Below are 14,071 nucleotides of genomic sequence, written 5' to 3'. Positions count from 1 at the left end.
CCATCGCCAGGATCACCGCACGGGCCCGGTAGGTCACACCGTTGGCGGTGACCTCCTTGACCGCGCCGCCCAGCGACACGCTCTCGACGTCCTCGGCCCGCAGGTCCGCCCCGAACCGCTTCGCCTGCCCGCGCATCTGCTCCATCAGCTCCGGACCCATGATGCCGTCCGTGAAGCCGGGGAAGTTCTCCACCTCGGTCGTGGTCATCAGGGCGCCACCGAACTGCGTGCCCTCGAAGACCACCGGGTCGAGCTGGGCCCGCGCGGCGTAGACCGCGGCGGTGTACCCGGCCGGTCCTGAGCCGATGACGATCAGCTCGTGGATCTTCTGCTCGGTGCTCACCGATGCCTCACTTCCTCCTCGTCGTGCTCCGCGTACAACGCGATCCTAGAAGTGGGCATTCCGTCTCCCGGCCAGGGCATCCACCCAGGTGGTGACGTGTCTCACCCGCCGACGGTCAGGTCGCCCAGCACAGCGACGCAGTCGGCCGCCGGGACGACGGCCCGGACCCGGCCGAGGACACCGGTCCCGAGCACGAGCAGCGTCCCCTCCCTCCCGCCGACGACGACCGGCCGGCCGGCGAGCAGTGGCCCTCCGGCGGGTGCGGCGCCGGCCCGGGCGAGGCAGGCGGCGAGGGCCTGGGGATCGGCGAGCGGGCCGACCTCGCGGACCCCCTCGGCCACCACCCGGGAGGCGGCGGCGGCGAGATCCGTGGGCGGCGTGGGAGCCGGGGGGCCGAGCAGCACGAGGGCGACGAGTGCGGCCGCGGCCGCCGTGAGCAGGAGCGGTCTCCGCCGTCTTCTCGTCAGAGTGACAACAGGTGCGGGAGCTGCGGAGTCCAGCCCGTCGAGACCCGCGGCCAGCCGCGCGGCGACCGAGGCCGGCAGCCGGGTCGGCGGGATCGCCGCGAGCTCGGCGCGGGTGGCGGCCAGCGCGGCGAGCACCCGCCGGTCCTCCGGCCCCCCCGCGGCGAGCGTCCGCGCCGCGGACTCCTCGTCCGGCAGCCCGGCGTCCGCCTCGGCGAGCCGGGTGAGCCAGCCGCTCGTCACGCCTCCTCCCGCAGGTGACCCAGCAGCGCGGCGAGCCGGACCCGGCCCCGGGCGCACCGGCTCTTCACGGTCCCGACCGGGACCTCCAGGATCGCCGCCGCCTCGGCCACCGGATATCCCTCCACATCGACGAGAACTATGGCCATGCGTTGTTCCACCGGGAGCTGGTGCAGGGCGTCGACCACGGCGAGCCGCTCGGTCGCCCGCTCCGCCGGGTCGAGCGCGATCGGCTCCCGCTCGGTCCGCGCAGCCGTGAGGCGTCGTGCGGACGGTGGCCGGGCCCGGTCGTGCCGCACCCGGTCCACACACTTGTTGACGACGATCCGGTGCAGCCAGGTGCTCACCGCGGACTCCCCACGGAACGCCGCCGCCCGCCGGTAGGCCGCCTCGAGGGCCTCCTGCAGGACGTCCGCCGCGTCCTCCGGATCGCGCAGCGTGCGGTAGGCCACCGACCAGAGCCGGTCGCCGTGCCGGCGCACCAGCTCGTCGAACGCACCCCGCTCCCCCGACCGGTGCGCGGCGAGGAGCTGGGGATCCGAGCGCAGGTCGACCACGGGCACGCGCGGACGCTAGGACCGTGCGCCCCCGGCCCGTGGGGGAACGGCGGAAACCGTTCACCGCCGCGAATCGGGAGGAGCCGGAACTCAGACCCCGGCGCGGTAGAAGGTCAGCTCGTCGATCTCGGTGACGTTGGCGTCCCCGCCGCCGCCCAGCTTCGTGATCCAGATCAGCACGTGCTGCACCGGCTGGCTGTCCGAGAGCGAGATGGTGGTGACCCCGGACCCGAGCGTCTGACGGGTGAGCAGCGTCGTGTCGTCCAGATCGGGATCGCCCGAGGCCGACGAGCGCACCTCGACCACGGACCCGGCGCTCGGCGAGTCGATCGTGATCCGGGAGAGCTGCTCGACGGAGGCGAAGGACGCCATCAGCCCCACGCCGGGCTTCAGCGCGGGCAGCTGCTGCTTGTAGGTGTAGGTCGACCAGCTCGTGGCCGGGTTGCCGTCGACCGCGCGGTCGACGTCGTCGGTGTTGTCCTGGTCCCCGGTCTTGTCGTACACCTGCACGGACACCCCGGTGACCGCCGCGCTCGGCGCGGGACCGCCCGGTGCGGTCGGTGCCGAGGCCACCGCGCCCGCCCCCGGGAGGACGATCGCGGGCGCCTTCGGCTCGCCGAACAGGGACCCCACCTGCACGCCGAGGTAGCCGAGCACCACGAGCACAGCCGCGCCGAGCACGCACAGCCCGATCACGAGCTTGCGCCGGCGGGCGGGCTCGGTGCGCGCGGGGCGGCGGGTCTTCTTCTGCCAGACGTCCCCCGGGTCGGCCGGGACGCCGTCGTGCTCCGGCGGGAAGAGCGCGGACCGGTCGTCCTCGGCGACGACCTCGCTGATCATCGTGTGGACGGCCGCGGCGGTGTGCACCCGCCCGACCGTGCCGGCCGAGCCCAGGGCGGCGCCGCACACGGCGTCGAGCTCCACGGGCACCCCCGGCCGGACCGCGGACGGCGGCACGGGCGAGCCGTCCGCCGCCCGGTCCGGGGAGGGCAGCCCGGCGCGCGCGGCGTCCGAGCCGGACAGCGGCCAGCGCGAGGTGAGCAGCGTGTAGAGGACGGCGCCGAGGCCGCGCACGTCGTCCTGGGGATCGACCCCGGGGCGGGGCAGCACGAACGCGACCTGCGCCCGCCCGTCCCCCGTCACCCGGATGCGTTGCGGGTGGTCGCAGCCGAGGACCAGGCCACGACCGTGGGCCTCCTCGGCCGCCGACGCCAGCTCCTGGACCATCCGGGCGGCGCGCAACGGGCGGATCAGGCCGCCGGCGACGGCCTCGGTGAGGCTGTGGTCCGCCACCCACTCGGTGACGGCGGCGCCCAGGACGTCCGCCGGCACACCGGGCGAACCGGCGGCCAGCACGTCGAGCAGGCGGGCACAGCCGGGATGCTCGAAGCCACCGGAGCGCAGCGCGCGCACGATCATCTCGCCGGCGCGGGCCGTGCCCTCCGGGTCCTCCTGCTCGTCGTCCGCGGGGCGCCGGCGCAGCACGGTGACCCCTACGTCCCGCTGCAGCACGGTGTCCTCGGCCTGCCAGAACTCGGCGCCGGCCCCCAGGTCGGACCCGACGCGCGTGACGAGCCGGTAGCGGTTGGCGAGCACGTCCCCCGCGCCGGTCGGCGAGAGCGAGCGGACCGGGCTCTCGGCGCCGCCGCGGCGGCTCCCGTCCCGCGGGGTGGTGGGCCGTGGGATGGCGGAAGGGGGCAGCGTCGCGGCGGGGGCGGCGGGCACCGACGCCATGGCCGCACCACCCGGGTCGGCCTCCGACCCGGGCTGCTCCTCGGTCTGCCCGCTCACCGGTCGCGACCTCCACCCCGTGCGCTCACGCGCGGTACAGCTCCCCCGTGGGTCTCCGGATCACCCGGATCCCCGGCGGTCAGCCTACGGCAGATCATGCTGTCCGGACGAGATCCCGCGCCGTGACGCGCGCGGCGCCGTTCCGTCGTCCGCCGCGGGCGTTCGGGCCTGCGACCTGGGACGGGACCCGTCCGGCACCCCGTTCGGCGGTGCCGGGGGGTGGCCGTTCGGCGGCTGGTCGGAAGGTGTGGACGGCCGCGTCACCGCGGTCGTCGCGGGTTCCGGCACCGCGGGCACGGGACGTTCCCGGCGGATCCGGCGGATCACCCGGCGGGCGGCGAGCAGGATCAGGAGCCCGCCGGCGACGGCCGTGAGCCAGATCGTGACCGTCCCGTAGACGGTCGAGCGCACCTGCAGCCGCGTCGGTTCGCCGAGTGCCCCGCCGTCCGGGGTCCGGACGGCGGCCTCCACCGTGAACTGCCCCGAACGCAGCACCTCGGTGTTGACCCTGACCTGCACGCGCCCGGCCGGGGGCACCCGCTGCACGGGGATCGGCGCGACCCGCAGCCCGGCCGTGCTGGTGAGCTCCACCCGCACGGTCATCGTGATCGGCAGCCCGTTGGCGACGGTCAGGGGCACCGGCGCGTCCCGCGTCCCGAGCGAGAACGGCCCCGGCGGCTCCAGCACGCGCACCGAGCCGACCAGCTCGCCGATCCGGCCGCTGACCAGCCGTTGCTGCATGCGGGCGACGTCCGGGCGACCGCGCCAGGCGGCCGACGCCCCGCGCAGCAGGCCGCGCAGGAGCGGGTCGAACACCTGGTCCGGCGGCGCACCGACGCCCGTCTCGTAGTCCGAGGCCGCGCGCAGCCGCTCGACGTCGTCCCGGCTCGCGACGAGGGCGGACACCACCTCGGGCGGGATCTCGGCGGCGCTCAGGCGCACCGGGTAGAGCAGCCGCCTCCGGGGGGCGTCCGGGGCCGGGCCTGCGGCCACTGACGCGCCGAGCGCCCGCGGCGTGATCAGGCCGTCGGTGACGAAGCGGGAGGCGGCGCCGAGCAGCGCGTCCGCGGCCTGGCCGTTCGCCTCCCACTGGTGCGGCGGGGCGAGGACGAGCGGCGCGGGACTCCCCGGGCTCGCCGTGAGCGCCCGGTAGGCCAGCGTGCCGATCGCGTCCTGGGTGCCGAGCGGGCCGTCGCCGCCGGCCGGGCTCGTGCTCGCCGTCGACGCGGCCGGGCCGGTCGCGGCCAGGGTGAGCAGCGGATCGCTCAGCACTCCGGTCGTACTGGTGCCGACGGCCCCGGGATTGGCCACCGGGACCACCCCCGACGTGCGGGAGCTGTCCTCGACGGCGTCGGCCGACAGCACGACGGCCGAGGATCCGTCGCGGGCGGCCGCCACCTGGCCGAGCGTCGTCTCGTCGAGGACGCCGTCCGCCGGCCAGACCGTGTCCGCGAGGACCGGGGTGCCCAGCACCTCCGACGCGATGCGGCGCCCGTCGGTGACGGCCCGCTGGGCGAGATCGGCCGCCCCGCCCCTGACGAGAGCCACGAGGTCGGCGTCGTCCTGGGCGAGGGCGAGTACGCAGCCGCCCCGCAGCACCCCCTGGAGCCGGGCGAGCCAGGCCTTGGCCGCGTCGGCGCCGGTCCCGGGCGTGAGCGTGCCGTCCGGTGCGCGGACCTGGTAGCCCTCCTCCATCCGGGACGCCGTCTCGAGCAGGTCCGGGTCCACTGCCACGCAGATCCCGCTCCGCAGCAGCGAGCCGACCGGGGCGCGCGCGGCCAGGGCGTCGACCAGCCCGCTCAGCCGGCCTCCCGGGCCGAAGGAGGCCGCCAGCGAGTCGTCGGTCAGGGTGGGTTGTTCGCCGGGAACCGTGGGGAGCCGGCGGGGGGCGTCCGTGAGCGGGTAGAGCAGCGTGAACGGGGTGGCGGCGGCCGGTCGGTTCGCCGGGCTGCCGCCCGGGAGCGACAGCACCGGCAGCAGGGTCCGCACCGCGGCCATCCGGGCCCGGATGCCGTCCCGGCTCGCGTTGACGTTCACCAGCAGCGCGATCACCCCGGTGCGGGTCAGCGCGAGCGAGGTCGTGGGCGGGCCGGTCAGCGGCACGCTCAGGTTCACCGGCACGCTCGCACCCGGCGCGAGCTCCGTCGGCAGGTTCGTGAACTGGGGGGTCACGGCGTCGGCCGCGTCGTCCCCGGCCAGTGCCTCGCGCACGGCGGCCTCGGTGCGCAGCGGATCGCTGCGCTGCACCCGGACGCCGATGTTCCCGACCGGGGTGCTGCCGGTGTTGGTCAGCGTGCCGGTCAGGGTGAGGGTGCCCGGCCCGTCCGAGGTGATCACCCGTGGTTCGGTGCCGCCGAGCGTGAGCTGCAGGCCCGTGGCCCCGACGGTGCCCGGCTGCGCCGAGGCGGCGACCGGGAGCCCGACGAGCAGGGCGACGATCACGGCGAGGGTCGCCAGACCCCTCACGCGGTCTCCTCCAGCATTTCGGTGGCGCGCCGGATCAGCCTCCGTTCGTCGGCGTAGGCGAGCCGACCCTCCAGCTCCCCGAGCGGCACCCAGGCCACCTCGGCGACCTCGACGTCGTCGTCGCACAGGTCGCCGCCGAGGGCCCGCATCAGGAAGTGGTGCACGGTCTTGTGCACGCGGCGGTCCTCGGCGACGAACCAGAAGTCGATCGTGCCCAGGGGTGCGACCACGCGACCGATGATGCCGGTCTCCTCCTCGACCTCGCGCACCGCCGCCTGTTCGGCCGTCTCACCGGCCTCGATGTGGCCCTTGGGCAGGGACCAGAGCAGCCGCCCGCGGCGGTCCAACCGGCCGATGACGGCGGCGCGGCCCAGCTCGTGGTCCACGACCAGGCCCCCCGCGGACGTCTCGTCCACGGTCCTCAGCCGGCGGCGCCGTTCCGCAGGCCGGCCCGCGCGGCGCCCTCCGGAACGGCCGCGGGAGGAGGACATGTGGCGATGGTAACGAGCCCGGCCCTCCCCCGGAGGCTTCCGCGCCGATCGTGGCGCGGGTGCGTGTCACCGCGTCCGTCACCCTCCGTCCGCCCGGCCGTCACGCGCCCGCCTACACTGGCTCGTCGTGTCCTCCCCGCTCGTGATCTCCGGTGCCGCCGTCACCGCAGCACCGGAACCGCCGGACGAACTCCGGCGTGCCCAGGAGAATGCCCTCGTGGAGCTGCTCGACATCCCGGACGTCGCCGGTGAGCTCGGAGACCGCTTCCGCGCGGCCGGGCACGGGCTGTACCTGGTCGGGGGGAGCGTGCGGGACGCGCTGCTGCGCCGCGGCAGCACGGACCTCGACTTCACCACGGACGCCCGCCCCGAGCAGATCCTCGAGATCGTCGCCGGGTGGGCGGACACGACGTGGGACACCGGCATCGAGTTCGGCACCGTCGGCCTCCGCCGCGGCGACGACACGCTCGAGATCACCACGTTCCGGGCCGACCAGTACGACGGCCGGAGCCGCAACCCCGTCGTCCGGTTCGGTGACACGCTCGAGGGCGATCTGGTCCGCCGGGACTTCACCGTGAACGCGATGGCCGTCGAGGTGCACTCCGTCCCCGGCGAGCGCCGCTTCGTGGACCCGTACGGCGGGCTGGCCGCCCTGGCCGTCGGCGTCCTGGACACCCCGGCCACCCCCGAGGAGTCCTTCGCGGACGATCCGCTGCGCATGCTGCGCGCGGCCCGGTTCGTGTCCCAGCTGGGCTTCACCCCGGCCGACCGCGTGACCGCGGCGATGACGGCGATGGCGGGCGAGCTCACCCGGATCACCCGGGAGCGGGTGCAGGCCGAGTTCACCAAGCTCCTGATGGGCGCCCACCCGCGGCGCGGCCTCGAGCTGCTGGTCGACACCGGGCTCGCCGAGCACGTGGTCCCGGAGGTGCCGGCGATGCGGCTCGCGATCGACGAGCACATGCAGCACAAGGACGTCTACACCCACTCGCTGGTCGTCATGGAGCAGGCGATCGACCAGGAGGAGGACGGGCCGGACCTGGTGCTGCGCCTCGCCGCCCTGCTGCACGACGTCGGCAAGCCGCCGACCCGGCGCAAGGAGCCGGACGGACGGGTCAGCTTCCACCATCACGAGGTCGTCGGCGCCAAGATGGTGCGCAAGCGGCTGCGCGAGCTCCGCTACCCCAAGCACGTGGTCGACGAGGTCGCCCAGCTCGTCTACCTGCACCTGCGCTTCCACGGCTACGGCAAGGGCGAGTGGACGGACTCGGCGGTGCGCCGCTACGTCACCGACGCGGGGCCCCTGCTGGAGCGCCTGCACAAGCTGGTCCGCAGCGACTGCACCACCCGCAACCGCCGCCGCGCCGCCGCCCTCCAGCGCTCCTACGACTCGCTGGAGAACCGGATCGCGGAGCTGCGCACGCAGGAGCAGCTCGACGCCATCCGCCCCGACCTCGACGGCAACGCGATCATGACGCTGCTGGACATCCCGCCCGGCCCCCTGGTCGGCCGGGCGTACAAGCACCTGTTGTCGGTGCGGATGGAGCGCGGGCCCCTCGCCCCGGAGGACGCCGAGCGCGAGCTGCGTTCGTGGGCCGCCGAGCACCTGTGAGCACGTGTGCCCCGTCGAGGGGCACGACCCCGGCACTCACCGGTCCGAGCCGAGGATCAGGCCGCCGCCGCGCAGCATGGGCGAGCCGTCGAGGACCAGGACGTGCGGGCGGTCGGCCAGGCCACGCACCTGGCGGTCCCCCGCCGTGCCCCGCAGCTGCTCGACGGCCTCGGCGACATGTCCCATCCCGTGCAGCCGGCCCTGGCTGAGCGAGCCGCCGAAGGTGTTCAGCGGCAGCGCGCCGTCGCGGGCGATCCGGCCTTCCTGCAGGAAGTCGAGGGCTTCACCCCGGCCGCAGAACCCGGCGGCCTCCAGCCAGTAGAGGGTCGACGGGGCGAAGCCGTCGTAGAGCTGGGCGGCGCCGAGATCGGCGAGACCCAGCCCGGCGTCCTCCAGGAGATGCCGGACGACCGGGGCGCCGGCCTCGACGTGGTCCTGCAGCGTGTAGTGGACGGCGTGCGGCCGCGGCGTCGCCTGATGAGCCGCCGACGCGACCGTGACCACGGGTTGCCGCAGGTCCCGGGCCCGTTCGGTGGTGGTGAGGACGGCGGCGACGCACGCGGTCACGGGGACGTCGCAGTCGTGGAGGCGCAGCGGGTCGGAGATCGTCCGGGACTCCCGGTAGTCGGATGCGGTCAGCGGCCGGTCCCGGAAGACGGCGTGCGGGTGCAGCGCCGCGTTCGCCCGCGAGTTGACCGCGAGCGCGGCGAGCTTCTCCCGGTCCGCGGCGTGGCGCTCGAGATAGGCGCGGAAGGCGAGCGCGTGCCACTGGATCGGGCTCACGCAGCCGTACGGCGCGCTGAACTGGGCGTCTCCCGTCGCGGTGCCGGCTCGGTGCTGACCGTAGGTGCCCGGCGGGGCGTACATCGCGCGCCAGACCAGCACGTACCGGCAGGCGCCGGCGAGCAGGGCGTTGACGGCGTCGCGGAGCGAGGCGGTGATCATCCCCTCGGCGGCCTGGGCGTACCAGCGGACGTCCCGGACCGTCCCGAGCAGGTACTCGACGCCGACGACGTCCTCCCCCTCCCGGTTCGGCGCCCCCACGAACGGCGCCGTGGGATAGGTGGCGAGGCCGTCGACGTCCGCCGCATCGAGCCCGCAGTCCGCGAGTGCCGCCGCCGCGGCGTCGAGGGCGAACCGGCCGATGGGAGTCGTGGTGCGGCGCTCGACGGCCGAGAACCCGATTCCCGCGACGGCGACCCGCCCCGTCCCGTCCCAGGTCACGATCCCGGACTCCCGACCCGGGTCACGATCCCGCCCGTCCGCCCGTGCACGGGACCGCCGCCCGGCCTCACGGCACGAACCTCGGCAGCGTGAGCTCCCCGGCGGAGGCGTCGAACACCACGTGCATCGCCATTCCCTGCCGCAGCTCCCCCAGCTCCAGCCCGATCCCGTCCGACACCAGGTAGAGCCCCTCCTGTTCGACCAGCTCGACCACCAGGCACACGTACGGCACCGCGAGCGCCGGCAGCACGGAGTGCTCGGTACGGGTCCACGAGTGCAGCCGCGCCCGCCCGCTGACCTCGGTGAACGGGCAGTCCGCACCCCGGCAGGACGGGCAGAGGGGCCGCGGGGGGTGATGGAACGTGCCGCAGTCCGCGCACCGGCGCACCACCAGCCTGCCCTGCGCGGCCGCCGTCCAGAACTCGCGCGAGAGATCGTCCGGAACGGGAACCACCCTCGTCGCGCCCGATCCGTCCGACCCGCTCACGAGTCCGCCAGGATCCCGGCCCGCCGCAGCGCGACCACGATGTTCTCGCCCTCCGCCCGCACGTGCTCCTGGTTCGCGAGGTCGGCAGCCACCCCGTCCCGCGCCCTGAGCGCGGCGAGGATCCTGGCGTGTCCCGCGTTGGCCTCCGGGCTGGAGCCGGGCGTGAGCGCGTACAGCTCGCGGGGGAAGTTGTGGGAGAGGTGCCGCAGCACCGCACGGACCCGGGAGCTGCCACCGGTGTGGTTGATCAGCGAGTGGAAGTCGTAGTTCAGGTCCCAGAGCAGGTCGGGATCGTCGCCGGTGCACATCTGCTCGTGCAGCTCGTCGAGCCGGTCGAGGACGGGTTCGGTGATGCTGTGGACGGCCCGGGCGGCGGCGAGGCCCTGGATCATCCCGTACATCCGGTAGTGGTCGTCGATGTCCTCGGCCCGGATGGGGACGACGTACGTGCCCCGGTGCGGCTCCGACGCCACGAGCCCGTGCTGTTCCAGCGCGATCAGCGCCTCCCGCACGGGCACCCGGCTGACCCCGAGCGCCGTCGCCACGGCGTCCTGCGGGATCCGTTGGTCGGCCTTGAGGGTCCCGTCGAAGATCCGGCTGCGGACGTAGTCGAACACCTCGTCGCTCATGTTGCGCCGGCGCGGTCGCGGCCTGTGCCCCAGCAGCCCGACCCGCGAATCGTCTCGTGCGGCCACCCGATCCCCCTCGCCCGTTCGGCCCGCTTGCCACGGATGATAGCTGGGTCACACCAACGTATATACATTACGAAGATCGCCGGCAGCGTATTGGTCCAGGTGGACCACCGTCTGTCGGTCATCGTTGACGGAGGGTTGCCCAGCTCAACGTTGACAAAATATACATTGTTCTCTACAAATCTCGGTCGACGGCCCGACGACGAGCCGCCACGCGAACGACGGACGACAGCGAGGTCTCCTCATGCCGCGTCAGCCGAGCTGGGTCCCGCGCCGGGACACCGCGACCGGCCCTCTCGCGGGTTACCGCGTCCTCGACCTGAGTGCCTTCGCCGTGGGCCCGTGGGCGGCCTGCCTGCTGGCGACGATGGGTGCCGACGTGGTCAAGGTCGACCCGCCCTACGGCGACCACATCCGGCACGTCAAGCCGGCCCGGCACGGCGAGGGCACCACCTACACCGTGTGCAACCTGGGGAAACGCGACATCGAGCTGGACCTCAAGGCCGACGACCAGCGCGCGCTGGTGCACCGCCTCGCCGCGGAGTGCGACATCGTGGTCGAGAACAGCCGCGAGGGCGCGATGGACCGCCTCGGCGTGGGCTACGAGGCGTTGAGCGCGATCAACCCGCAGATCGTCTACTGCGCGTCGAGCTCGTTCGGCAGCACGGGACCGATGGCGAAGGTCGGGTCGACCGATCCGCAGGGCCAGGCGTTCAGCGGCTTCGTGAGCATCCAGGGCGATCCCGGTGCCGATCCCGAGTTCCTCCGCTACTTCGCCGCCGTCGACCTCGGGACCTCGGCCTACCTGGTCCAGGCGGCGCTGGCCGGACTGCACCTGCGCAACCGGACGGGCCGGGGATGCGTGGTCAAGACCTCGCAGATGGAGGGCGCGCTCGCCCTGCAGACCACCCGGATCGCCGAGCACCTCGTCGCCGGCGAGACCCCGATCCCGCTGGGCAGCGAGTCCGCGGCGTTCGTGCCCTCGGGGGCGTTCCGGTGCCGCGACTCCCGCGACCTGCTGGTCAGCGCGCCGGACGATCCCACGTGGCGGACGCTCTGCGACGCGATCGGTGAGCCGGATCTGGCCGCCCGGTTCCCCACGAACCGCGATCGCGTCGACCAGCGTGAGGAGGTCTCCGCCCAGCTCCGCCGCGTGTTCGCCGGCGCGGACTCGACCTGGTGGCGGGGCCGGCTCGCGGCCGCCGGCGTGCCGCACGCGCTGCCCCAGGTCCTCGACGACGTCATGCGCGGCACCGGGGCCGACCTGCTCGGTGAGCGGCTGGTCACCGTGCCGCACCCGGTCGAGGGCGTGATGCGGGTGCCCGGGCCGCCGTGGCAGTTCTCCCGCACCCCCGCGGGGCAGGGCGTCGCCCCCCTGCCCGGCCAGGACACCGCGGCGTTCCTCGCCGACACGGAGCTCCCGGGGCGGAACCGCCCGGAGCTGCGGGAACAGGCCGGGGAGAGCACGCTCCCGCTCACCGGCGTCCGCGTCGCCGAGCTCGGCCAGGGGGTGTCGACGCCCTACTGCGGCTGGCTGCTCGCGACCCTCGGCGCCGAGGTCACGAAGGTGGAGCCCGAGGGCGGCGACCTCGCCCGGCACTGGGCACCGGCGACGGACACCGGCGACTCCGCCGTGTTCCGGGCGCTGAACCGGGGCAAGCGGTTCGCGGACGCGATCCCGGACGGCGTCGACGTCGTCCTCACCGACCTCGTCCGCACCGACGACGTCCATCTCGAGGTCGCCGACCACACCGTGCTCTGCCGCATCTCCGCCGTCGAACCGGGTCATCCCGCCACCGAGCTCGAGATCCAGGCGCTGGCCGGCCTCACCCGGTACGTCGGGGCGATCGGCGACCCGACCGTCCGGGTCGGCGCCGACCTCGCGTCCACCCTCGCCGGGGCCTTCGGGGTCCAGGCGGTGCTGGCGGCCCTGATCGAGCGGCAGTCGTCCGGCAAGGGCCAGGTCGTCGATGTCTCCGCTCTCGACGGGCTGCTCGCGGTGATGTCCGTGATGGTCGCGGCGCTCGACGACCCCGCCGAGTGGGGTGGCTTCCACTGCCTCGCCGCGGCCTACCCCCGTGACCGCGGCGTCCCCACCTCCGACGGCGCGATCTCGTTCTCCGCCCCGCGCCGCAGCGACGACGCGTGGTCCGCCCTGTGCGCGGAGCTCGGCGCAGACGACCTCGCCCGCGACGAGAACTTCCGCTCCGACGCCCAGCGCACCCCGAGGAGCAAGGAGCTCAACCGGGAGCTCGCCAAGTACACGGTCGCCTTCGACACCGCGACGGTGCTGGAGGCCACGCACCGGCACGGCGGTCTCGGCGTGCCGATCCAGGACTACGCCCAGTTCTTCGCGCACCCGCAGGCCGAGGCCATGGACCTGCACGACACCGCGGGCGGGCTCGACTCGCTCGCCGCCCCCTGGCGGATCGACGGCCACCGCCCTCACCTAGGAGGAGAGAAATGAGACCCTCACGTCTCGCCCCTCTGGCGCTCTTCGCAGCGGCCATGCTGGGGCTCGCGGCCTGTGGCGGCGGTGGTGCCGGCGCCTCGGGTGGCTCGGCGCAGACCGTGAACATCGGCCTGCTCGTGCCCCTGACCGGCCCCTACGCCGAGACCGGCGAGGAGCAGAAGCTCGGCGCCCAGATGGCCGTCGACGAGATCAACCAGGCCGGCGGCATCACGTCTCTCGGCGGCGCCAAGCTGAACCTCACCGTCCGCGACGCGGGCACCCAGGTCTCCGACAGCGTCTCCGCGATGACCAGCCTGCTGGCCTCGGGGAACATCACCGCCGGCATCGGCACCGGCATCACGTCGAACACGATCGCGGCCTCCCAGGTCTCCGAGCAGCGCAAGACGCCGTGGCTCGACGTCACCTTCGGCGACCAGCTCACCGGCCGCGGCTTCAAGTACCTGTTCATCACCAGCCCGCTGGCCTCCGAGCTGGACAAGGAGTCCTTCCCGGCCGTCCAACAGCTGGCCACCGAGGCCGGCGTGAAGCTCGACAAGGTCGGGCTGCTGCCCGGCACGAACTCCGTGCTCACGGACACGGCCAAGGAGATCGCGAGCATCTACGCGCCGCAGTTCGGCTGGAACGTCGTGATGAACGAGACGCTGCAGCCCGGCTCGGTCACCGGCGCCGTCACCTCCGGCCTGGTCGACCGGATCAACTCCTCCGGAGCACAGGCGCTGTTCGTCGGCTCCGCGACGCCGGACGTCATCGCGATCCAGAAGCAGCAGATCGCGCAGGGCAAGACGCCGGTGCCGTGGGTGCTCTCCGGGGCACCGTACGTGTCGAAGAGCTTCGTCGACGCGCTCGGTCCGCAGGGCAGCCAGGGCGTCATCGCGACCGTCTCGGCCGGGGTCTACCCCTCCGACCAGGCGATCTCCGACAAGATCTCGGCCGCCGGCCAGGTGCCCAACGAGTACAACCTCGTCCCGTACTCCGAGGTCTACATGATCAAGGAGGCCCTGGAGGCCGCGAAGTCGACGGACAAGGACAAGGTCCGCGACGCCATCGCCGCGCTCGACCTCAAGGGCGGGCAGGCCGGGTCGGTGTGGCCCTGCAACTGCGTGAAGTTCGACCCGACGGGCCGCTCCGCCACCAACAAGGCCGTGCTCATCCAGTGGCAGAACGGCAAGCCGATCACCGTGTTCCCGGAGTCCGTGGCCGGGGCGAAGGCCTTCTTCCCCAAGAACTGACC

The 14,071-nt window shown here is 74.1% G+C and carries 12 protein-coding genes; 3 read left to right on the top strand and 9 right to left on the bottom strand.

The features are described 5' to 3' along the window. The 6 genes from ABD324_RS20930 to ABD324_RS20905 all read right to left on the bottom strand — a co-directional run. On the bottom strand, window positions 1-343 hold a 343-nt coding region (locus ABD324_RS20930), incomplete at its 3' end, for an NAD(P)/FAD-dependent oxidoreductase (RefSeq protein ID WP_344419603.1). Between the two features lie 101 nt (window positions 344-444). After that, window positions 445-1,050: a hypothetical protein gene (locus tag ABD324_RS20925; RefSeq protein ID WP_344419600.1), complete on the bottom strand. Its 606-nt coding sequence runs from the start codon at window positions 1,048-1,050 to the stop codon at window positions 445-447. Next, a complete protein-coding gene (gene sigM / locus ABD324_RS20920; RefSeq protein WP_344419597.1) occupies window positions 1,047-1,610 on the bottom strand; it encodes an RNA polymerase sigma factor SigM in 564 nt (187 codons plus the stop codon). Before sigM ends, ABD324_RS20925 begins: the two co-directional genes overlap by 4 nt. Before the next feature lie 84 nt (window positions 1,611-1,694). Beyond that, window positions 1,695-3,395 (bottom strand): protein kinase family protein, encoded by a 1,701-nt coding sequence (locus ABD324_RS20915; protein WP_344419595.1) that lies wholly within the window; start codon window positions 3,393-3,395, stop codon window positions 1,695-1,697. Window positions 3,396-3,479: 84 nt separating this feature from the next. After that, window positions 3,480-5,861 (bottom strand): DUF6049 family protein, encoded by a 2,382-nt coding sequence (locus ABD324_RS20910; RefSeq protein ID WP_344419593.1) that lies wholly within the window; start codon window positions 5,859-5,861, stop codon window positions 3,480-3,482. Further along, window positions 5,858-6,352, bottom strand: a complete 495-nt coding sequence (locus ABD324_RS20905) for an NUDIX hydrolase (protein WP_344419591.1) — start codon at window positions 6,350-6,352, stop codon at window positions 5,858-5,860. Before ABD324_RS20905 ends, ABD324_RS20910 begins: the two co-directional genes overlap by 4 nt. 142 nt (window positions 6,353-6,494) lie before the next feature. Here ABD324_RS20905 and ABD324_RS20900 point away from each other — a divergent pair, with 142 nt between their 5' ends. Further along, the gene (locus ABD324_RS20900; protein ID WP_344419614.1) at window positions 6,495-7,964 is read left to right on the top strand and encodes a CCA tRNA nucleotidyltransferase; all 1,470 of its coding nucleotides are present in this window, start codon (window positions 6,495-6,497) and stop codon (window positions 7,962-7,964) included. Between the two features lie 36 nt (window positions 7,965-8,000). Here the strand turns inward: ABD324_RS20900 and ABD324_RS20895 are convergent, their stop codons facing one another. From ABD324_RS20895 to ABD324_RS20885, 3 genes are all read right to left on the bottom strand, one after another. Next, the gene (locus ABD324_RS20895) at window positions 8,001-9,188 is read right to left on the bottom strand and encodes a thiolase C-terminal domain-containing protein (RefSeq protein ID WP_344419589.1); all 1,188 of its coding nucleotides are present in this window, start codon (window positions 9,186-9,188) and stop codon (window positions 8,001-8,003) included. A 67-nt stretch (window positions 9,189-9,255) separates the two neighbouring features. Continuing rightward, a complete protein-coding gene (locus ABD324_RS20890) occupies window positions 9,256-9,642 on the bottom strand; it encodes a Zn-ribbon domain-containing OB-fold protein (RefSeq protein WP_344419587.1) in 387 nt (128 codons plus the stop codon). Window positions 9,643-9,671: 29 nt separating this feature from the next. Beyond that, a complete protein-coding gene (locus ABD324_RS20885; protein ID WP_344419584.1) occupies window positions 9,672-10,370 on the bottom strand; it encodes a GntR family transcriptional regulator in 699 nt (232 codons plus the stop codon). 241 nt (window positions 10,371-10,611) lie between these two features. Between ABD324_RS20885 and ABD324_RS20880 the strand changes: the two genes are divergently transcribed. Beyond that, window positions 10,612-12,834, top strand: a complete 2,223-nt coding sequence (locus ABD324_RS20880) for a CaiB/BaiF CoA-transferase family protein (RefSeq protein ID WP_344419581.1) — start codon at window positions 10,612-10,614, stop codon at window positions 12,832-12,834. Then, the gene (locus tag ABD324_RS20875; protein ID WP_344419578.1) at window positions 12,831-14,069 is read left to right on the top strand and encodes an ABC transporter substrate-binding protein; all 1,239 of its coding nucleotides are present in this window, start codon (window positions 12,831-12,833) and stop codon (window positions 14,067-14,069) included. Before ABD324_RS20880 ends, ABD324_RS20875 begins: the two co-directional genes overlap by 4 nt. The last annotated feature ends 2 nt before the right edge of the window (window positions 14,070-14,071 follow it).

The sequence above is a fragment of the Pseudonocardia ailaonensis genome (assembly GCF_039531635.1).
Lineage (GTDB): Bacteria > Actinomycetota > Actinomycetes > Mycobacteriales > Pseudonocardiaceae > Pseudonocardia > Pseudonocardia ailaonensis.
Note: the sequence above shows the minus strand (reverse complement) of the source record. Positions and strands in the feature narration are given on the sequence as shown.

Bases quoted from the DNA above. Each gene is read 5' to 3' on its own strand.
- ABD324_RS20905 (WP_344419591.1), bottom strand. From the start codon at position 6,352: ATGTCCTCCTCCCGCGGCCGTTCCGGAGGGCGCCGCGCGGGCCGGCCT.
- ABD324_RS20880 (WP_344419581.1), top strand. From the start codon at position 10,612: ATGCCGCGTCAGCCGAGCTGGGTCCCGCGCCGGGACACCGCGACCGGC.
- ABD324_RS20875 (WP_344419578.1), top strand. From the start codon at position 12,831: ATGAGACCCTCACGTCTCGCCCCTCTGGCGCTCTTCGCAGCGGCCATG.